General features: G+C 59.5%; 16 protein-coding genes. 7 read left to right on the forward strand and 9 right to left on the reverse strand.

Annotation, left to right across the window (positions count from 1 at the left end; translation table 11 throughout):
* Nucleotides 1-2: 2 nt before the first annotated feature.
* The 3 genes from B2A78_RS00115 to B2A78_RS00125 form a co-directional block, all read right to left on the reverse strand.
* Nucleotides 3-1,574 carry a porin gene (locus tag B2A78_RS00115; protein WP_077727869.1) on the reverse strand — a complete coding sequence of 524 codons (1,572 nt, stop codon included), beginning with the start codon at nucleotides 1,572-1,574 and terminating at the stop codon, nucleotides 3-5.
* 140 nt (nucleotides 1,575-1,714) lie between these two features.
* Nucleotides 1,715-1,906, reverse strand: coding sequence for a YezD family protein (locus tag B2A78_RS00120; RefSeq protein WP_077727870.1), 192 nt, complete (start codon nucleotides 1,904-1,906; stop codon nucleotides 1,715-1,717).
* Nucleotides 1,907-2,205: 299 nt separating this feature from the next.
* A complete protein-coding gene (locus B2A78_RS00125; protein WP_143735027.1) occupies nucleotides 2,206-2,556 on the reverse strand; it encodes a hypothetical protein in 351 nt (116 codons plus the stop codon).
* 345 nt (nucleotides 2,557-2,901) lie between these two features.
* Between B2A78_RS00125 and B2A78_RS00130 the strand changes: the two genes are divergently transcribed.
* From B2A78_RS00130 to B2A78_RS00150, 5 genes are all read left to right on the forward strand, one after another.
* Entirely contained in the window at nucleotides 2,902-4,188 is a 1,287-nt protein-coding gene (locus tag B2A78_RS00130; protein WP_077727872.1) for an oligosaccharide flippase family protein, read from the forward strand.
* Nucleotides 4,189-4,304: 116 nt separating this feature from the next.
* Complete coding sequence (locus B2A78_RS00135; protein ID WP_240502349.1) at nucleotides 4,305-5,750, forward strand: ATP-binding protein; 1,446 nt, start codon at nucleotides 4,305-4,307, stop codon at nucleotides 5,748-5,750.
* A 7-nt stretch (nucleotides 5,751-5,757) separates the two neighbouring features.
* Complete coding sequence (locus B2A78_RS00140; RefSeq protein WP_077727874.1) at nucleotides 5,758-7,152, forward strand: sigma-54 dependent transcriptional regulator; 1,395 nt, start codon at nucleotides 5,758-5,760, stop codon at nucleotides 7,150-7,152.
* A gap of 480 nt (nucleotides 7,153-7,632) precedes the next feature.
* Nucleotides 7,633-9,303: a SulP family inorganic anion transporter gene (locus B2A78_RS00145; RefSeq protein WP_077727875.1), complete on the forward strand. Its 1,671-nt coding sequence runs from the start codon at nucleotides 7,633-7,635 to the stop codon at nucleotides 9,301-9,303.
* Between the two features lie 12 nt (nucleotides 9,304-9,315).
* A complete protein-coding gene (locus B2A78_RS00150) occupies nucleotides 9,316-9,699 on the forward strand; it encodes a hypothetical protein (protein ID WP_077727876.1) in 384 nt (127 codons plus the stop codon).
* 177 nt (nucleotides 9,700-9,876) lie between these two features.
* On the opposite strand, the gene B2A78_RS00155 is transcribed toward B2A78_RS00150, so the two are convergent.
* On the reverse strand, nucleotides 9,877-11,763 hold the full coding sequence (locus tag B2A78_RS00155; RefSeq protein ID WP_168175304.1) for an alkaline phosphatase PhoX: 1,887 nt from the start codon (nucleotides 11,761-11,763) through the stop codon (nucleotides 9,877-9,879).
* Nucleotides 11,764-12,016: 253 nt separating this feature from the next.
* Here B2A78_RS00155 and B2A78_RS00160 point away from each other — a divergent pair, with 253 nt between their 5' ends.
* Together B2A78_RS00160 and B2A78_RS26810 are read left to right on the forward strand one after the other, a co-directional pair.
* Nucleotides 12,017-12,709 (forward strand): VPLPA-CTERM sorting domain-containing protein, encoded by a 693-nt coding sequence (locus B2A78_RS00160; RefSeq protein ID WP_077727878.1) that lies wholly within the window; start codon nucleotides 12,017-12,019, stop codon nucleotides 12,707-12,709.
* A gap of 105 nt (nucleotides 12,710-12,814) precedes the next feature.
* On the forward strand, nucleotides 12,815-12,946 hold the full coding sequence (locus B2A78_RS26810) for a hypothetical protein (protein WP_276205317.1): 132 nt from the start codon (nucleotides 12,815-12,817) through the stop codon (nucleotides 12,944-12,946).
* Here B2A78_RS26810 and nadD read toward each other — a convergent pair.
* The 5 genes from nadD to leuS all read right to left on the reverse strand — a co-directional run bounded on the left by nadD (nucleotide 12,937) and on the right by leuS (nucleotide 19,143).
* Nucleotides 12,937-13,566 carry a nicotinate-nucleotide adenylyltransferase gene (gene nadD / locus B2A78_RS00170; RefSeq protein WP_077727880.1) on the reverse strand — a complete coding sequence of 210 codons (630 nt, stop codon included), beginning with the start codon at nucleotides 13,564-13,566 and terminating at the stop codon, nucleotides 12,937-12,939. The two genes, B2A78_RS26810 and nadD, sit on opposite strands and share 10 nt — an antisense overlap.
* Nucleotides 13,567-13,677: 111 nt before the next feature.
* The gene (locus tag B2A78_RS00175) at nucleotides 13,678-14,940 is read right to left on the reverse strand and encodes a glutamate-5-semialdehyde dehydrogenase (protein WP_077727881.1); all 1,263 of its coding nucleotides are present in this window, start codon (nucleotides 14,938-14,940) and stop codon (nucleotides 13,678-13,680) included.
* Nucleotides 14,941-14,989: 49 nt separating this feature from the next.
* On the reverse strand, nucleotides 14,990-16,021 hold the full coding sequence (gene holA / locus B2A78_RS00180; RefSeq protein WP_077727882.1) for a DNA polymerase III subunit delta: 1,032 nt from the start codon (nucleotides 16,019-16,021) through the stop codon (nucleotides 14,990-14,992).
* Complete coding sequence (gene lptE / locus B2A78_RS00185) at nucleotides 16,018-16,542, reverse strand: LPS assembly lipoprotein LptE (protein WP_077727883.1); 525 nt, start codon at nucleotides 16,540-16,542, stop codon at nucleotides 16,018-16,020. The genes holA and lptE overlap by 4 nt, the downstream gene beginning before the upstream one ends.
* Nucleotides 16,543-16,545: 3 nt before the next feature.
* Nucleotides 16,546-19,143, reverse strand: coding sequence for a leucine--tRNA ligase (gene leuS / locus B2A78_RS00190; RefSeq protein ID WP_077727884.1), 2,598 nt, complete (start codon nucleotides 19,141-19,143; stop codon nucleotides 16,546-16,548).
* Nucleotides 19,144-19,161: the final 18 nt, after the last annotated feature.

Consider the following 19,161-nt stretch of genomic DNA (forward strand, 5'->3'; position numbering starts at 1 on the left):
TTTTAATAAGAGAACTGGAATCGGGTGAAAAAGATCTTTTCGGTGGGCCGGTCGCCGTTGCCGGCTGCGCCGCCGTCGAAATGGGTCTGCTCGTAATCGGCCATGACTTTTACGTTATTGTTCAAATACCAGTTCAAGCCCAGCGCCCAGGAGGTCGCCTTGCTGACGGATTGGGCCGGGTTGGCGAAAAAGAGCGTGCTGGTCGCACGCGGATCGAAATCGCGAAAGGTATCGTCATCAACATCCAGCTCGCTCCAACGTCCCGCGACTTGCCACGCGCCCCATTGGCCGTTGAACGGATTAAACGCATGGCGGGGCTTTACGCCGTTGAAGCTGCTGTCCTCGCCGGTCAGGACATAGGAGAGCGCCACCTGCCAAGCGGTATTGTCCTGCCTCGTCTTCGCATTGATGGTAGGGCCGGTGATTGTGGATCGGCGGAGTTCCTGAGATGAGATGGCATATTCGCTGAGCAGTCCGAACGGTCCCCAATACCAGTACAGCTGCGGGTAGACCCGATAGTGATAGCCGTTTACCGAGGTGGCCGTGGCCGTGCTGTTGGCTTCGCTATACATCAGGATTCTTTGCTGTCCGGGGCTGGTAAGTCCGGGGATGCTTGTTTCGTTGCGCGGGTGTCCCCAACTGCCGGCAACGCCGAGACCGAGTCCTTCCAAAGGTCCGATGCCGCTGTGCTGGAAGGGATGGGCGAACACCCGTCCTTGAAACTCGAAATCGTCATTCAAATCGGTGTCGATGAATCCATTGTCGCGAGCGCCATTGAATACGCCCAACTGATAGGTGATGAAGTCGTTGAAATTGTGCGGACCGCCATACTGGGTGGTGTAGCCGGGTTTGGCGAATTCGCCGTGCAGCAGAACGCCGACGTCACGGTTCGGTGCCAATTGCGTGGGGTAAGCGCGTTCGGCGAAGGTCAATGCGGTGGCCGACTGCAAACGCTCCAAGCTGATCGGCGCTTTTTGTTTGCCTACGTTGAGACTGGCGAAAGGCAAGTAATGGAGATCCAGGTAGGCGTCGAAGAGCCGGGATTGACCTCCGCCGAAGTCAGGCGCAATGCGGAAGTCGGCGTATTTGAACAAGGTGCCGTCGAAGTTCAAGCGTGCTCGGCGGATGGTGAACTTGTCCGCGATGGCATCGCCCGAGGAATCGTCCATGAAGATATTGCCGTCGGCCTGGACGTAGCCGCGTAACCTGAGTTGGTGGTCCCCATCCGGCGAGGTGATTCTGAAACCGGCGGAACCGGCTTCTACCCGCGGCGTTTTCTTGGCGTTGGCTTCGGTGACCTCGTGTTCGACTTCCAGTTTGCGTTCCAAAATTTTCACCTTTTGATCGAGCGCTTTCACGTCCGGCTCGGATGCCGTTGATGTGGATGCGGGCTTCTTCGAACGCAGCTTCTGGTTTTCCGCCTCTGAGGCTTCGAGTCGTCTTTCGAGTTCCAGGATGTGGCGTTCCAGCTTTTCGAAACGCTGTTCGGCAGTAATGGCCGAAGCTTCGGGTGCGAACCCCAGCCAGGCGCTGCCCACCCCCGCCGCCCACAGTAAAGACCATCGGTTTTGCATGATCGTGACCCCTTATCACATTCAGGCAGTTCCGGTGATCCGGTCAGCGTGCCGAGTCGTATTTTTCTTGTTGAACCTCCGGTGAACCGGTGGGCTGATTTCGATAATGGAAAAAAGAATGTGTACTGCTGATCGCTGTCTTAGTCCGCGGACGCGGCGGGACAGGCGAGATTGAGGCGAAGCTTTTCCTTGCGTTCGATCTGGACGATGCGTCCGTCATGCACGATGATCTCGACCGAGCCAAAACGTAGCCCCTGCAAGGCTTCCAGGATCTTTTGGGTTGTCAGCGATGTTTGTGAAGCTTGATAAGGCAAACGGTTGTTGAGCGTCATAGCGCAAGCCTTGGCTATTTTCCTGTTTAGTCTTTATCCTACGGTTCCGCGTTCGGGCGCCTTGATTCCGTGTGCTTTGTGAGGGACAAGGCCATGCTTCCGAATCGTCGTTGGAGGCATGTTAACAGCGAAGGTTAAAACTAAAAAGAATAAAAGATATAAAACTTATAACTAATTATAATAATAATAAAATCCAAGCTGTACGGCGGCAGTCGAGGCAGGCATGTGAGGAAATGAGGCAAGCAGACGGAACAAAGAGCCGAACGTTTCCGGCGAATAGATCGGCCGCGAGGTTTTGATTATTTGTTTGATCGCTCCTTCATCTCGGTACCTTGTTCCATAAGTTTTTGGATATGTTCCTGCATCATATCCGGATCGTGCGGGGACGTCCGAATCTGGAGGAGTTTGAGGTGCTCCAATTTGAGACGCTCCCGCTCCTCGTCAGTCTTGGCATCTCGAATCTGGTGCATCAGGTCGTGCATTTTCAATAGATACTCTTGCCGCTCTTTCAGACGTTTTATCTGTTGTTCTCCTCCCTGGATTTCAGGCGAACGCGCCTGCGGTCGAGCCGGTTTTTCTTCCGCCGGAAGGAGTGGATTCAAGACGCACAAGCCCAGGATAATCGCCAGGGCTTTTCCTGTCTGTTTCATGATCATGCTCCGTTTTTCGGGGATGTCGGCGTCGTTTCATCACGTCTTCCTGACTTAGACGGCGCCGAAACGGCGCGATTCGATTTTGACGAATGTTTGAAAAAGTTCTTTTAGGGAAAACCTGGGAAGGCCCCGATGATTTTGTCGAATGTCGAATAATTATCGAGCCGATACTGGCATAATAGAAATCTGGAGACCATGCGCCAAGGCGGCTCTTTTAGGGCAGTCGATTGCCGAATTTCATCAGTCGGTCATAAAACAAGCAAAACATCCACATCGATGACCAAGAACAAAATCGGCTCGAACGGATTGGCCGGAACTCCACGATAACCCACACTCGCATTCATGCTGACTCAGTCCTTATCGCGCGCTGATTATTCCGGCTCTCTGATCTTGTGCGTTCTTGCGTTGGTGAATTATCTGCTGTTTTACGTGATCAATATCACGCTGGCGCGCAACCTTTCGGTTCGGGATTTCGACGATTTCAGCGTAGCTCTGTCCGCTATCACCATTTTGTCCACCGTGGCCACGCTCGGACTCGACAAGTACGCATTGCGCTGCATTCCGGTTTATCGGGAGCGAGGAGATTGGACGCGCAGCTTGGGGTTTTGGACCTTCTCCCTGCGTACGATCGTACTTTTCAGCCTACTCCTCGCCTTCATTGGGTTGATGCTCGGCATCGCCTCGGGAGCGAATTCTCCCATCGCCCTGGTCATTCTCGTCCTGTTCTTGCCCGCCATCGCCCCCGCCTTGTTTCTGGTCGAGGTGGTTACGGCGAACGGCAGGCAAATCGAGGCGGTCATGATCTACCGCTTGCTTTTGCCGACCAGCTTTCTTTTTTTCGTCTACCTGATTTTTCTATTCGATTTGCCGATGACGGCGGTCGGCGTCGCCTGCGGTTATGGCTTGGCCTGGCTATGGACCCTGAGTGCGATACACCAGTTGGCCCGGCTCACGATGCCGGAAGATACGTGGCGGGCTCGGCCCGACTTTTTGAGGGCCAAATGGGTGCGGCGGGCGGTGCCGCTGTTGCTGAACAGTTGGATGTTGAGCGTGATGGCCGGATCGGGAGTGATCGTCTTGGAACTGCTCTATCCGTCCGATGCGATCGTGGGCACCTATGCCGTCGCCGCGCAGACCGGCACCTTCATCGTGCTTCTGGCCAATACGGCGAACCGGTTTTATCTGCCGCTGACGTCGATGTTCATGGAGCGCGCGGACGGCTTGTCCTTGCGGCGTTTGATGCGGCACAGGCTAATGGTGGTGGGCGGGCTGGCGATCGCTTTTCTGACCGTCGTCGTGGTGCTCGGACAAACCATTCTCGACTGGTTCGGCCCCAATTTCAGCCATGGCTACGAAGCGCTGTGCGTGCTTGCGGTGGGCGCCTCGGTCAACGCCATTTTCTCGGATTCGCCCTATTACCTACAGTTTATGAAGCAGAGCCGCAGCGTATTCGTTTCCACCAGTTATGCGGTAGTCATCAATCTGGTGCTCGGTTTTTATCTGTCCGAGCGATTCGGCGCGGTGGGCGCGGCTTACGGCTACTCCTTGTCGATGTGCTTTCTGTTTGTCCTCTTGCGTTATCAGACGCGTCGACACTTGAATGCCGTTGGCGGACAGATCGCTTTTTGAAGCGAGCCTCGCTCTCTGGGCTAGAATACGCAGCCTGAACGACCGGCTGCCGCCGAATCATGGGCCGGGGGACAGAATCAGAGCATGGGTATCTTCGCGCCTTTGAGAATCAGACCGTGAAACCATTTTCCTATCGCTATGCCCAAGTAAGGGGCTGGGCGCTGCTCGGCCTTTTGCTGTTGGTGCTCGTCCTCCTCGGCGGCATGATTTGGCGCAACCTGGAGCGGTTTGAAACCGTGCGCGCCTACGTCGGCTACGCCCATCATATTCAGGAGGTCGCATTCAAGTTGCAGGACGCGCTGACGGGGTACTTTACGACCGGGTCAAACCGCCGCTTGCATGCGCAACAGCTTTCCGAGCTTTCCACCCGGCTTGCGGAACTGGCGCGGCATGATTATCACGTCGCGGCCGATACGCCGAACAAACTGACCGAAGTCAGCAGACTGATCGTCGAAATCAGCCGGGAGCGCTTGCCTCCGGAGAGCCAGGAAGCGCTCTTGCTGCGCGCACTCAAAATAACCAGCGCCATGCTGGACCAAGAGACACTGGAGCGGGAAAGATTGGTGGAGGAGATCGGCCAGGCGACCCGTACCGAAATCTCGCTGGTATTCGGAGTACTGGCGGCCATTCTGCTGTTCGGGGGAGTGTTCTTCCGCCGCCAAATCCTGGCGCCGCTGAACAATCTCAAGGAACTGCTGCTGCGCCTCGCCCACGAAGATTTCACGCCGATCGAAACCGCGCGGATCGACCCGCTCTTGCTGCCGGTGTTCAATAGCTATAACGATATGGTCAAGCGTCTGGCCGAGCTGGAGGAAGTCAAGCGCCACCACGCGGAATCCCTCGAAGCGGAGGTGCGCGCGGCCACGCGGGCCTTGCTGGAGCAACAGGCCAGTCTGTCCCGTACCGAACGATTGGCGGCGGTCGGCGAGCTGGCGGCCGGTATCGCCCACGAATTGCGCAACCCTCTCGCCGGCATCCAGATGACCTGCGTCAATCTCCGCAACGAGATCGACGATACCGAACAGGCGGAGAGGGTCGATTTGATCATCGCCGAGCTGAAGCGGATGGGACGGCTCCTCAACGAACTGCTCGATAATGGCCGACATACCCCGGCGCCCGTTGCCGAATGCGACGTCGGCGTGTTGATCCGCGAATTGGTGACACTGACCCGTTATCAGATCCAGCCCAACATCAGGCTCGATTGGAGCGCATCGAACGATTTGGTCTGCCGGCTGCCGGGATGCCGTCTGCGCCAGACCTTGCTCAATCTGATTCTGAACTCGGCGCAGGCTATCGGAGATCAAAACGGAACGATAGAAATTTGTGCCTGTCGAGGGGATGACCACGTTCTCCTCACGGTGACCGACGATGGGCCTGGGTTTCCCGAGGAGATCCTGCAAACCGGCATTCGTCCTTTCGCAACCGGGCGGCCCGGCGGTACCGGCCTCGGGCTGGCCATGGTTCAGCGGTTCACGCGCGATCTGGGCGGGCAGCTGGATATTTCGAATGTCGAGCCCCGTGGAGCTCGGGTGAGTTTAACGCTTCCTTGTCAATGGGTCTGAGTTTGCCGTGCTGAATACCTTGCTGATCATCGAAGACGAGGCCTTGTTCGGTTCCGAACTGACGCGCCACTATCGCAAGGCGGGTTGGGAAGTGGAATGGGCCAAAGACCTCAAGGATGCGAAGGAGTTGCTGCTGGAACAGGGATTCGAGCCGATCTTGATCCTGTCCGACATGAATCTGCCGGACGGCAACGCTCTGGATTTCATGGAATCGCTTCAAGGGCAGATCGCCAATACCGAATGGCTGCTGCTCACCGGGTACGGGAGCGTGCCGGATTCGGTGCGGGCTTTGCGCCTGGGTGCGTACGACTTCCTCGAAAAACCGTGCGAGATGTCGCGGCTCGACTTGGTGATCGCCGCCGCCGCCCGCAGCGCCCAAGCCCAAAAGCGCCTGGCTCAGCAAGTCCGCCAGCGCTATCGCCGTTATTCGCCGGAGGCCTATGTCGGCAAGAGCCGAGCGGCGCAGCGGGTGCGCGAGATGTTGACGCGCTTGACCCAAGTGCCTTTCAGCGCCTTGATCATCGGCGGCGAAACCGGCACCGGCAAGGGCCTCGCGGCCCGCATCCTGCATTATGGCGGGAAACGGGCGGAAAACCCGTTGATCGAGCTCAATTGCGCGGCGCTGCCGCGCGAGCTCCTGGAATCCGAACTGTTCGGGCATGAGGCCGGCGCATTCACGGGCGCCCTGTCACGGCACCGGGGATTGATCGAACAGGCCGAAGGCGGCACCTTGTTCCTCGACGAGATTGGCGAGATGGCTCCGGATCTTCAGTCCAAACTCCTCAAGGCGATCGAGGACCGGAAAATCCGCCGGCTGGGCTCGGAGAAGGAAATCTCGGTCGATGTGCAAATCCTCGCGGCAAGCCATAGGGATCTGGAGGACATGGTCAAGCGCGGCGAATTCCGCGGCGATCTTTACCATCGCTTGAGCGTGTTCAAGCTCACCCTGCCGCCCCTCAGGGACATCAAGGAGGACTTGGAAGATTTGGTGGAGCTTTTCGTGGCCGAGTTCAACGCCAAGGCCGGCAAGCACGTCAAGGTGGTTCCGGAAGCGGCCTGGGCGGAATTGCGGGCGCACGACTGGCCCGGCAATGTACGGGAATTGCGGAACGTCATCGAGCGTTGCGTGCTGTTCGCCGAGGGGCCGCTGTTGCCGGTCGAATGGTTGCAGCTGCGCCGGCACGGCGAAAAAGGAATGCCGGGCATCGATGCCGCGAGCGCGGACGGATTGTTCATTCCGCTCGACGGGAGCATGGCGTTGGACGATATGGATTGCTACATCATCCGAACCACCCTGGAGCGCCACGACGGCAACGTCACCGCCGCCGCCCGCGCCCTCGGCACGACCCGCGAAACGCTGCGCTATCGCATCCGGAAGTACGGGTTGAAAGAATCGAGCTGATCCGGCTATCGGCTTTCAGCACCGGCACGAGGCTAACGCGTCCCAGTGCCGGTACAGGACATCGCATTTTTGACTGGTTTTCGTTCCGTTTCCGGTTTCTGCTGGCCGGTTTGCCGGAGCACTCTAAGTTCGATTGTACGGTGAGGGAGCCGACGTAGTGCCGGCTTTCGGCAAGCGTCTTGAATCCCTCTCGATTCCCCTGTGCAAAAGAGGGCGGGCGGAATGGTTTTCATCCCGCCCGTTGCCGTGTCCGCACAAGCATGATGAAAACTCTCGCCCCGAACGACTGGGAGAAGTTCATTCGGTGACCCGGATGCGGTTCAAATACACCGCCTAAGCGGGTGGTCTTGAACCAGTCCACACTCAAATACCTCGCCAAATAAGTCATTTATATGAAAAATCAATAAGATAGAATTTTTCTGCATCTGGCATGGAAGTCGCTTCACCGGACTCGGTTAATGCAGTTTTGTGAGTGCGACTATGGTTTCGATCCAAGCTTTGCGCCGGGTGCCCCGAACCGGTCTGCCGGGGCTTAGAGACCATTGGCGATCGGATCTCGTATCCGGCTTTTTGGTGTTTCTCATCGCTTTGCCTCTGTGCCTCGGCATCGCCATGGCCTCCGGATTTCCGCCCATGGCGGGGATCATCAGTGCCGTGATCGGCGGGGTTGTGGTGTCCAGGATCAACGGCTCTCACGTCACCGTCAACGGTCCCGCCGCCGGACTCATCGTAGTGATCCTCTCGGCGGTCCAATCCTTGGGCCAAGGCGATGCCATGGCGGGTTACCGCTACACTCTCGCCGCCATTGTGATGGCCAGCGTTCTGCAAATTCTCATGGGCCTCTTGAAAGCCGGGAAGCTCAACGCCTATTTCCCGGCCGCGGTAGTGCACGGCATGCTGGCCGCCATCGGGATCATCATTATGGCCAAGCAAATCCACGTGATGCTCGGAGTGAAACCGGAAGACGGCGAAATACTCTCCGCGATCGCCGGGATTCCGTGCAGCGTGATGGCCGCCAACCCTGAAATCGCCCTGATCGGATTGCTGGGGCTGGTTATTTTGATGATCTGGTCGTGGGTCAGAAATCCGTATCTCAGGATGATCCCGGCCCCCCTGATCGTCATCGTCGTCGGCATGGCCCTGGGCCGGTATTTCGACCTGGAGCACGAACATGTCTTCCTGTTCCTGCCGCACCACGAGTACACGATAGGGCCGAGGTTCCTGGTCTCGATTCCGGAAGACGTTCTGGCGAGCTTTTACTTTCCGGACTTTTCGAAGATCGCGACGGTCGAGTTCTGGGGAGCCGTGATGTCGATCGGCCTGATCGGAAGCCTCGAATCGCTCCTGAGCGCCACGGCCGTTGACAAGCTCGATCCTTACAAGCGCCGTTCGGACCTGAACCGGGATTTGACCGCGGTAGGCGTGGGGAACCTGCTGTCCGGACTGATCGGCGGGCTCCCGATGATCGCCGAGATCGTCCGTTCGTCGGCGAATATCAACAACGGGGCGAAGACCGGCTGGGCCAACTTTTTTCACGGCCTCCTGCTGGGCCTCTTCGTGGTGTTTTTTCCCCATGTCATCCATGAGATTCCGCTGGCGTCTTTGGCGGCGCTTCTGGTGTACACCGGCTTTCGCCTGGCTTCGCCCCGCCAGTTCGCCAAGACCATGGACATCGGCAAGGAACAGTTGGCGCTCTTCTGCGTCACGATTGTGGGCATTCTGACGACCGATCTATTGGTGGGGGTTGCAATCGGCATTGCCGCCAAGCTGATGATCCACATCTTTCGCGGCGTGGAACTCAAGCACCTGGCCAGGCTCGATTATGCGTTGAAGCAAACATCGCGCGACACTTATCACATCAGGATCGGCGGCTCCGCGATCTTCTCCAATTTTCTGGCGCTCAAGCGCGTGGCGGCGGAATTGCCCGTCGGTCAGACAGTGATCTTCGATCTGGCGGATGCTTACCTCATCGACCACACGGTGATGGAGTTCCTCGACCAGTTCCGCCGCGACTATCGCGACCGCGGCGGCGAATGCCATCTTGCCGGTCTCGAAAACCACGAACCCTACGCCGACCATCCCTTGGCCGCACGGCGAAGGCGGCGGCCCATGGGGCGCCGGATCGTCTTCAAGATCGTCAAGAGCAGCTGATCCGGGAACGAAATGACCGCCATACCCCTCGCTCCGCTATCGATTCCGTTGGTCCGGTTCGCCGAGCCTCTTACCAAGGCGCTGGAAACCGAATACCAGGCCGAACGCATCATCGCGGCGCTGCGCCGCTGTCCTCAACGCAGGATCGAATTGGATTTCACCGGGCTTACCGATGCCAGTTTGGCGTTCTGCGACGAATTTTTCCGGCTTGCGGAGCGCGAACTTCCGGAAACCTGGCTGGTGCCCCGGCATTACGTTCACCCGTATCCGTGTCTGGTTCACGAACTGGTGAGCCGTTTGGAGCGATTGCGTGAAAAGACCTGGATCAAAGGGTGCGAATCGTTCATGACCGGAGCGGATCCCGGTCAGCGAGGTCATCGAACTTCCGCTGTTTGAGGCTCCGATGCTCGTAAGCGCCCGCCCTAGAGTTTTTCCCCGCGGTTTAGCGGTGCGGATTGGGAAATGCGTGGGTCGGCAATCCTTTGCCGACAAAGCCCTCGTCGACCCAGTGTGTCGGCAAAGCATTGCCGACCTACTGCCGCACCGACCGGAAAAACGCTCCGATTGCGTCTCTTATTTCAACGCGGGCAATGCGCCTTTGCGAGTGCCGATGTAACCGATCACCGCGCGATGCAGGGCGTGCCACTTCTCGTTCAGCTTCGCGATCACGAGATCCTTGTCGTGCCCTGTGTAGTTTTTATTTACTTCCTCGCCGGCGTGCTGGAAATTGCTCATGATGTAGGAAAAGCCGTGGGCATTTTCCACGATCTGTAAACCGGCCGCTTCCGCGCCCATCGGCGTGGAAAGGATGCGCGCCAAGCGGCGATTGTCGACGTTGTAGGCCCAGACGTAGTTATTGTTGCGGCGGCTGGTGTCTTCGCCGATAAAAAGCGTGCGGCTCGCGGGCGAAAACTTGAGATTGTCCGGTCCGCAAACCTTGTCCTGCTCGCAGCGGTTGCCTTCGGCATCCTTTCTGTCTTCGCCGTTGTCATTCTTGCCCAGCCACCCGCCCAGGAGTTCCGGCACGGATCTCATGGCGGACGCCACGAAGCGGCTATCGATTCCGGCTTCATGGCCGTCGGTCAGCTTGAGCTCGTAAACCGCCCCGCCGTCGTTTTGAGGCAGGCGAATATCGCCGGTGCCGTCGGCCATGCCTTTTTCGATACGCGAGATGGCGACATACGCCTTGCGTCCGCTCGGATCGTGGGCGACGCCTTCCATTTTGGAGAATTCGGTCGTGGCTCCGAGATAGGCCGCGTAACGGCGGGTTTCCAGAAAAGCCGCGGCTTTTTCCATATGGGGCTTGAGCCGCAGCCATTCGGTGCCGGTGTAGGTGGTGACTTTCTTGTAGCCATGCTCATGGGGGTCGGTATTGCTGGCGTCGAATATGTCGGCGAACTTGATGCCGTTATCGACCAGGGCCCTGATTTCGGCATCCGCGGCCGAGCCCAGCTTGATCCAGGTCAGCTTCGCCGCTCCTCCTTTCGACGCCGTGGTTTGTTTCCATTTGGCGGCGTAAAGCGTGCCTGACGACAGATCCTCGGGGTGGTCGGCGATGAACATGAACAGCCCGGTATTGACGCCGTCGTCGCCCATGTAAGCCGTGCGCCGGTCGGGCATTATTTCGGCCAATTCCCGCGAAAACCGGCCCAGGACGTAGTGCTTGACGGCCGATGCGGTTCCGTTGGCGTCGATCTTTACCTCCGGCACCAAACCATAGTGATAGGCATTGGCGTGTGCGGCATCGCCGAAGTAATACCGGCTGAACGAGTCGATGTCTGTGGTGTCGTCGCTGTCCTCGGTCTTGGCGCCGCCGCCGCGAACCTTGGCGTCCGGTTCGTATTCTTCGCTGCCGAGATGCGTGTTCCAGGGCGAAAGCGAGGCGGCGCAGGCTATCCAAAGGCCGTTCATGCTGCCGAAGCTGATGTTGTGGTAATCCGCAACCGTCAGGGCGCCGGTGGATTTGTTTTGATCGAGCTTGGCAAAGCTCGCGGTCGCCGGCAGCTTGCTCCAGAAGCGTCCCGATTGCCCGGCGGGCGGCAGTTCCTTGTATTCGTACTGGGTGACCAGGGCCAGGGCTTCGTTTCGAAGAGGATCGTGGGCCTTCATGCCCGGTATCGCCATCAGGGAGTTGCCGTCCGGCGAATCCGAGGCGATTTGTCCGTAGGTGTCGGCCAGCGGGTGATCATGGTAGTCGTACAAGCCGCCCACGGTATGCCCGGCGATCGAATCGGCGGTGCCCATCAGTTCGTGATAACTCAGATCGTAAGTCCGGCTCTTGCCGTTCCGGTAAATCACTTTCATCCGGGCTTTGCTGTAAATGTCCGTTTTCTCGTCGGCGGTGACGGGAGCAGGCATCCCGATGAATTCGACCGATTTGACGGTTGGGGCGGCGTCGGCCGAACCGGCGAAAGTCAGCAGCGAGAGCGCTGACGAAACGGCTACGGTGAAAGCGTTCATTCTTGGCATTATTCGAAAAATATTTAACCCTAGTCGACGAATGTTAAATTCTTGTGACAATACGCCGAACAGGTGAGGCATTTGCCCTATGGTCCAGGCATTTCCCGCAAAAGGCGCGCCATAATCCGTTTGCGCATGCGATTTCTGGCTGATCCGGTATGTGGAATGAAACGTGCTTGTAACAATCGGCGGCTTGCTTCGGCAAGCCGTCTGATTCGCCTTTTTAACCGACTGATTAGGGAGTGGATTGCTCATGAAGACATTTATCGGTGTGATCACAGGGATTCTTTTCTTTTTCGGCGGGACTGCCGCGCAGGCCGCCCTGCTGGAAGGCCAATCGGTTTATTTCCAGTTTGCGGACGAGGACCTGGATTACTTCGGGACACCGTCCATCGACGGCGATACCCTGAGCTTCGCCTTTTCCGATCGTTCTGCCGCCTCGGCTTCCCAGCGCCTAAGGGAAACCATGGAATTTCAGGTCATCGCCAAGGACGGATTTCTGATCGATCAGTTTCACTTGGCCGAGGGCGGCGACTACGCACTCGCCGGAAAGAACAGCAGCGCTTCGGCCAGCAGTCGGCTCCGGCTCGACGACTTTACCAACGACGAACTGTTCCGCGACTCGGGTGAAAAATCCTTCCGCCTCGGCGGCAGCGGCGGCGAAAAGGCGGGCAGCTGGACCACGCTGTTCGAGCAGTCGATCGCCCGGAGCGAAGAACTGGACGTCCTCTTGACGACGATGCTGGGGGCCGTTCCGGTGGGCAGTCAGGGTGAGGCCTGGATCGATCTGAACGCGATCCGCGTGACCATCGGCGCGGTTCTGTCCGGCGGCGAACCGGCCCCGGTGCCTTTGCCCGCGGCCGTGTGGCTCTTGGCCTCCGGACTCGCCGGTTTGAGCGGCGTGGCGGCCGCCAAGAAGCGCCGCAGCGTGCTTTTACACGCATAACAAACATCATCGGCCGATAAGCGCCGCGTGTATCTTGGGTACCGGAGGAATTCGGCCAAAAGTAGCGCGGGCCGGGCCCATTCCGCTCTTCGCCGCGATGCGGGAATGCATCGCAAGATCCACACGCCGACCGAGGCAAAGGGATTGGACCTGCGGTCGCTTTCGTTCGATATGCTTGAAATCATCCTTGCTCGCGCCTGCGGACGCGCGGGACTGCCGTTTCTGGGCTACCGGTAAAGTGCTTCGCTTTGGATGAATCGCCGGACCGGCTCGGGAATCAAATAACGGGCGCTCTTGCCGGTTTTTACGGCTTCCCTGATGCGGGTCGCCGAAATATCGAGCTGGGTGACCTCGACGAAATGGATTGCTCCCGCCGGCTGAGGGCGTATGGCACCTGGCTGTTCGGTACGGCGTTCTGCGATGCGCGATGCCAAATCGCCCGCAAAATCGGGCGCCGCGCCCGGCCGTTGCATGACGACGATATGGGCGAGATCGAACAGCTCCCGCCAGCGGTGCCAGCGGGGAAAGCCGAGGAAGGCATCCAGCCCGACGATCAGGCACAACGGCCGAGCGCCGATCTCCGCTCGAATGGACGCAAGCGTATCCACCATGTAGGACGGCCCGGGCCGGTCTAGTTCCCGTGTATCGATACGGAAGCCGGGCTCGGCGTCGTGCAGGGCCAGCTCCAGCATCTTAAGGCGATGATCGGGTTCGGCCTCCGGCGCAGCGCGGTGGGGCGGCAAACGGCAGGGGACGAAGCGGACCTCGTCCAGTTCGACCGCTTCTTTGACTTCCAGGGCCGTCCGCAGGTGGCCGTAGTGGATGGGATCGAAGGTTCCGCCGTATATGCCGATCATGAGCGCTCTTGGGGGGAGAGGCCGTAGCAGTAGGTCGGGAACCCTTTCCCGACATATTCGTCGGCAAAGGATTGCCGACCTACGATACTAATCCGCCCTACGTGTTGCAAGTCAGGCGCGGATATGCCCATCGCCCAGAACGATGAATTTCTGGGTGGTCAATCCTTCCAGTCCTACCGGGCCGCGGGCGTGCAGCTTGTCGGTGCTGATGCCGATTTCGGCGCCCAAGCCGTATTCGTAACCGTCGGCGAACCGGGTGGAGGCGTTGACCATTACCGAGCTGGAATCCACTTCCCGGAGAAAACGGCGCGCGCGGGTGTAGTCCTCGGTCACGATGGCGTCCGTGTGTTGCGATCCGTGCCGATTGATATGATCCAGCGCCTCGTCGAGGCCCTCGACCACGCGGATGGACAGGATGGGCGCGAGATATTCGGTGTCCCAGTCTTCCGCGGTTGCCGGCGTACAGTCCGGCAAGATTTGCACGGTTCTAGGGCAGCCGCGGAGCTCCACGCCCTTTTCCCGAAAGAGGTGCGCCAGGTCCGGAAGGAGAACGGGCGCAATCGGGGCAGCGATCAGCAAGGTTTCCATCGCATTGCAGACACCGAAGCGCTGGGTCTTGGCATTCAGAGCAATCTTGATGGCCTTGTCGAAATCGCAGCGGTCGTCGATGTAGACGTGGCAGATGCCGTCCAGGTGTTTGATGACCGGGATGCGGGATTCTTCCGTGATGCGCTCGATGAGGCTCTTGCCGCCGCGCGGCACGATCACGTCCACGTGGCGTTCCATGCGGATCAGCTCGCCGACCGCCGCCCGGTCGGTGGTTTCGATCAGTTGCACGGCGTCGCGGGGCAGTCCCGCTTGCTCAAGACCGTCCCGTATGCAGTCGGCGATGGCCTTGTTGGAATGTATGGCTTCGGACCCGCCCCGCAGGATGCAGGCGTTGCCGGATTTGAGGCAAAGCGCCGCGGCGTCCGCGGTCACGTTGGGGCGGGACTCGTAGATGATCCCGATGACGCCCAAAGGCACCCGCATCCGGCCGACCTGAATGCCGGAGGGTCTATAGGTGAGGCCGGTGATTTCGCCCACCGGATCGGAAAGCGCGGCCACTTCGCGTAGACCTTGAGCCATGGCGTCTATGCGCTTTTCGGTGAGGTCCAGCCGGTCGAGCATCGCGCCGTCGAGTCCCCTCTGCCGGCCGACTTCGAGATCCTTGTGATTCTCCGCCATCAACACCTGCGCATCGCTTTTCAGCGCGTCGGCGATGGCCAGGAGAGCGCTGTTCTTTGCGGCAGTCTCCGCACGGCTCATCGAGCGGGCGGCCTCGCGAGCCTGCTCGCCCACCCTAAGCATGTAAGTTTGAAGGTCGTTTAACATGGGTCGTTCAAGGAAAGGTGAATAATCGAAAGCGGTGAGCTATGAAACGTCAATGAGGCTTCGCCGTAATGCGTGTTCCCGAAGGTGCCGTGAGGCTTACGCAGACGGACAACAGTTCTTCCCAGGGGTCGCCCGTTTCCATGCCTTTGATCACTCTGTCAGCCTTGGCGCTGAGCAAGAGGGTCCGGTGAATGCTGTCGCGGTTCAGGCGCTGCAGTGCCTGGAGCACGGCCGATTTTCGTTTGTCCCACACTTGGCATTTCGCCAATGCCGATTCGGTCGGGGTGCCTTGGGCGACCAGAGCCATGATGTTGCCGATCAGGCGAACGTCGCGGGTGAGCGCCCATAGCGCGACCGCAGGCGCCACGCCTTCCGCCTTGAGTCCCGTGAGTACGCGGTAGGCTTTCTGAGTGTGACCGCGCAAGACTTCCTCGGCCAGATCGAAAACATCGTAACGGGCGCTGTCGGCGACGGCCTTGACGATCTGGTCGTCGTCGATCTTGCCCTTGCCGTACAAGATGTGCAATTTTTCGATTTCCTGGGCGGCCGCCAGCAAATTGCCTTCGACGCGGGCGGCCAATATGCGGATGCCCGAGCGGTCGGCCAACAGACCTTTCGCGTTCAAGCGCCGGTCGAGCCAGCGCAGCAATTGCTCGCCCTCCAGGGGCCAGACCTGGACCACCACGCCGATGCGGTCGATGGCCTGGTACCAGCGGCTTTTTTGTTCGGCGCCCCCGATTTTCGCGCTGCTGACGATGAGGACTGCGTCTTCCGCGGGCCGCTCGGCATAACGCGCCAGGGCTGCCGCCGCCGCTTTGTCCGGCTTCGCGGGAAGGCGCAGGTCCAAAATGCGCTTTTCGCCGAAGAGAGAAAACGAATCGGCGGCCTCCTGCAAGCTGCCCCAGTCGAAGCCGGTATCGGCGTAGAACAATTCACGGCTGCCGTACCCGGCGGCACGCGCCGCCTGCCGTATCGCGTCGGCCGCTTCCGCAAGCTGCAGGGGCTCGTCTCCGCTCAGGAAATAAACCGGAGCCAGACGCTTCTTCAGTTGCTCTCCCAGCTGCTCGGCGGATAGTTTCACGACTTGTCCGCAGGCGGGCGGCTCAGTGCGTAAGCGACTCGGCGAAACAGGAGTTGGGCGGCCTCGCGCTGCATCTCCTGTTGGATTTGGTATTCCTCCTGGGTTTGACTGAGCGGGGAGGTCTGATCGTTGAAATAATCCCGTTTCAGCTCGAGCTCCTGGCGCGGCAGCAGTATCTCGCCCTGTGGCGTCGAGACCTCGTAGACGACCCGATAGCTCAAATCGAACAGGTTGGCCCGGCCTTGCTTGCTCAGACCGATCGGGCGGCGGTCCTGTCTCGCCTGGACGATGTGGATCACCGCGCCGGCCTGGTTGGGAGCCGCCGCGAGGTTGCCCCCGGAATAAGACAAAATCTGCGAAAACTCCTGAACGAACAGGTCTCCGCGCCCCAAACCGTCGATGTAGAAGGTTTTAGCGACCATCGTGGCCGGCAAGCTGCCGCGGAGATGGAATCCGCAAGCCGAGAGCAATAGGGCGAAAATTGCCGAAACCGCCGCTTTTGCGAGAGACCGTCTTGTCATTGACTACACCACGATGTTGACCAGCTTGCGCGGAACCACGATAACCTTTTTGACCGGTTTGTCCTCGACGAAGCGCTGCACGTTGGGATCGCCGAGCGCGGCGGCCTCGACGGCGTCGTTGGCGGCATCCACCGGCACGGTGATTTTGCCGCGCAGCTTGCCGTTCACCTGAACCACCAGCTCCACGGTGTTTTGCACCAGCGCCGATTCGTCCACTCTTGGCCATGCCATGGTCGCGACCGTTTCGGGATGTCCGAGCTCGTGCCACAAGCGGTGGCAAATATGGGGCACGATGGGAGACAGCATCAGCACCACGAGCTCCAGCGTTTCCTGGCGCACCGCGCGTCCCCGATCGCTCGCATCGTCGAACTTCGCCAAGGCGTTGAGCAGTTCCATGTTGGCGGCGATCGCCGTGTTGAAGGTGTAACGCCGGCCGATATCGTCGCTGACCTTGCGAAGGGTCTCGTGCGTCTGGCGCCGCATGGCCTTTTGCGCCTCGTCGAGCGCCGTCTTGTCGAGCCTAGGGGCGGGGCCTTGGTCGACATGGACGGCGACCTGTTTCCAGAGGCGCCTCAGGAACCGGAATCCACCTTCCACGCCGCTGTCCGACCATTCCAGCGACTGCTCGGGCGGGGACGCGAACATCATGAACAAGCGCGCCGTGTCCGCGCCGTAACGATCGATCAGCGCTTGCGGATCGACGCCGTTGTTCTTGGACTTGGACATTTTTTCGGTGCCGCCGATCGTGACCGGCTGTCCATCGGCCTTCAAGCTCGCGCCCAGCGGCCTTCCCCGCTCGTCCAATTGCACGTCCACTTCGGCCGGGTTGTAGTAGTGCTTCTTGCCGTCGGCCTGCTCCCGGTAGAAGGTCGGCGCCACCACCATGCCCTGGGTGAGCAGATTGGTGAAGGGTTCGTCGCTGTCCACCAGGCCCACGTCGCGCATCAGCTTATGGAAGAAGCGCGCGTACAGAAGATGCAGGATGGCGTGCTCGATGCCGCCGATGTACTGATCCACCGGCAGCCAGTATTTGGCGCGTTGATCCAGCATGGCGTCGTGGCTGTCCGGGCAGGCATAGCGGGCGTAGTACCAGGACGATTCGACGAAGGTGTCCATGGTATCCGTCTCGCGCTCAGCCGGGCCTCCGCATTTCGGGCAGGTTGTTTGATACCACTCGGGCATTTTCTTGAGCGGAGAGCCCACATCGATCTTGACGTCTTCCGGCAATACCACGGGGAGCTGATCTTCGGGTACCGGCACGTCGCCGCAGTTCGGACAATGAATGACGGGAATCGGGCAGCCCCAGTAACGCTGGCGGGAGATGCCCCAGTCGCGCAGGCGGAACTGGGTGCGCTTCTGGCCGAGGCCCTTGGCCTCGAGATCGGCGGCGATGGCGTCGAAGGCTTGCTGGAAATCGAGGCCATCGTATTTTCCCGAATTCACGCACACGCCGTACTCGGCATAGTCGTCTATCCACTCGCCCTCCGGATCGACCGTCTCATAAGCGTCCGATTTGGACGCGATGACGGTTTTGATCGGCAGTCCATATTTATGCGCAAACTCGAAATCCCGCTCGTCATGCGCCGGCACCGCCATCACCGCGCCTTCGCCGTAGCCCCACAATACGTAATTGGCGACCCAAACCGGCAGTTTTTCGCCGGTTAATGGATGAATGACGAAGCGGCCTGTGGCCATGCCTTTCTTTTCCATGGTGGCGAGATCGGCTTCCGCCGTGCCGCCGTGTTTGCATTCCTCGATGAAGGCTTCCAATTCCGGATGGCCTTCCGCGGCTGCCAGGGCCAGCGGATGTTCCGCCGCCACGGCGACATAAGTCGCGCCCATCAGGGTGTCGGGGCGGGTGGTGTAAACCTTGAGGACGTCGCTGCCGTCCTCGTAGGGAAAATGCACTTCGCAGCCGTGGCTCTTGCCGATCCAGTTGCGCTGCATGGTCTTCACCTGCTCGGGCCAGCCCGGCAACTGGTCCAGCCCGGCGAGCAGTTCCTCGGCGTAGGCGGTGATGCGCATGAAGTACATGGGGATGTCGCGCTTTTCCACCGGCGCGCCCGACCGCCAGCCGCGGCCGTCGATCACTTGTTCGTTGGCCAGCACGGTCTGGTCCACGGGGTCCCAGTTCACCGGGGCGACCTTCTTGTAGATCAGGCCTTTTTCGAACAGCTTGGTGAACAGCCATTGTTCCCAGCGATAATAATCGGGCTTGCAGGTGGCGATCTCGCGGCTCCAGTCGATGGCGAGCCCCAGCGACTTGAGTTGCTTGCGCATGTAATCGGCATTGGCGTAAGTCCACGCCGCCGGAGCGACCTTGTTCTGCATCGCGGCGTTTTCCGCCGGCAGTCCGAAGGCGTCCCAGCCCATCGGCTGAAGCACGTTCTTGCCCTGCATGCGCTGATAGCGGGCGATCACGTCGCCGATGGTATAGTTGCGGACATGGCCCATGTGCAGCCGCCCGCTGGGGTAGGGGAACATGGACAGGCAGTAATACTTTTCCCTGGCCGGGTCTTCGACGGCGCGGAAAACGCCCTGGGCTTCCCAGGCGTCCTGGGCTTCTTGTTCGATGGTCTGCGGCTTGTAAATGTCTTCCATACGCGGGGATTTCGGTCG

This window comes from Methylocaldum sp. 14B (assembly GCF_002005105.1).
Taxonomy (GTDB): Bacteria; Pseudomonadota; Gammaproteobacteria; order Methylococcales; family Methylococcaceae; genus Methylocaldum.

Bases quoted from the DNA above. Each gene is read 5' to 3' on its own strand.
- B2A78_RS00115 (WP_077727869.1), bottom strand. From the start codon at position 1,574: ATGCAAAACCGATGGTCTTTACTGTGGGCGGCGGGGGTGGGCAGCGCC.
- B2A78_RS00120 (WP_077727870.1), bottom strand. From the start codon at position 1,906: ATGACGCTCAACAACCGTTTGCCTTATCAAGCTTCACAAACATCGCTG.
- B2A78_RS00125 (WP_143735027.1), bottom strand. From the start codon at position 2,556: ATGAAACAGACAGGAAAAGCCCTGGCGATTATCCTGGGCTTGTGCGTC.
- B2A78_RS00130 (WP_077727872.1), top strand. From the start codon at position 2,902: ATGCTGACTCAGTCCTTATCGCGCGCTGATTATTCCGGCTCTCTGATC.
- B2A78_RS00145 (WP_077727875.1), top strand. From the start codon at position 7,633: ATGGTTTCGATCCAAGCTTTGCGCCGGGTGCCCCGAACCGGTCTGCCG.
- B2A78_RS00150 (WP_077727876.1), top strand. From the start codon at position 9,316: ATGACCGCCATACCCCTCGCTCCGCTATCGATTCCGTTGGTCCGGTTC.
- B2A78_RS00155 (WP_168175304.1), bottom strand. From the start codon at position 11,763: ATGAACGCTTTCACCGTAGCCGTTTCGTCAGCGCTCTCGCTGCTGACT.
- B2A78_RS00160 (WP_077727878.1), top strand. From the start codon at position 12,017: ATGAAGACATTTATCGGTGTGATCACAGGGATTCTTTTCTTTTTCGGC.
- B2A78_RS26810 (WP_276205317.1), top strand. From the start codon at position 12,815: ATGCATCGCAAGATCCACACGCCGACCGAGGCAAAGGGATTGGACCTG.
- nadD (WP_077727880.1), bottom strand. From the start codon at position 13,566: ATGATCGGCATATACGGCGGAACCTTCGATCCCATCCACTACGGCCAC.
- B2A78_RS00175 (WP_077727881.1), bottom strand. From the start codon at position 14,940: ATGTTAAACGACCTTCAAACTTACATGCTTAGGGTGGGCGAGCAGGCT.
- lptE (WP_077727883.1), bottom strand. From the start codon at position 16,542: ATGACAAGACGGTCTCTCGCAAAAGCGGCGGTTTCGGCAATTTTCGCC.
- leuS (WP_077727884.1), bottom strand. From the start codon at position 19,143: ATGGAAGACATTTACAAGCCGCAGACCATCGAACAAGAAGCCCAGGAC.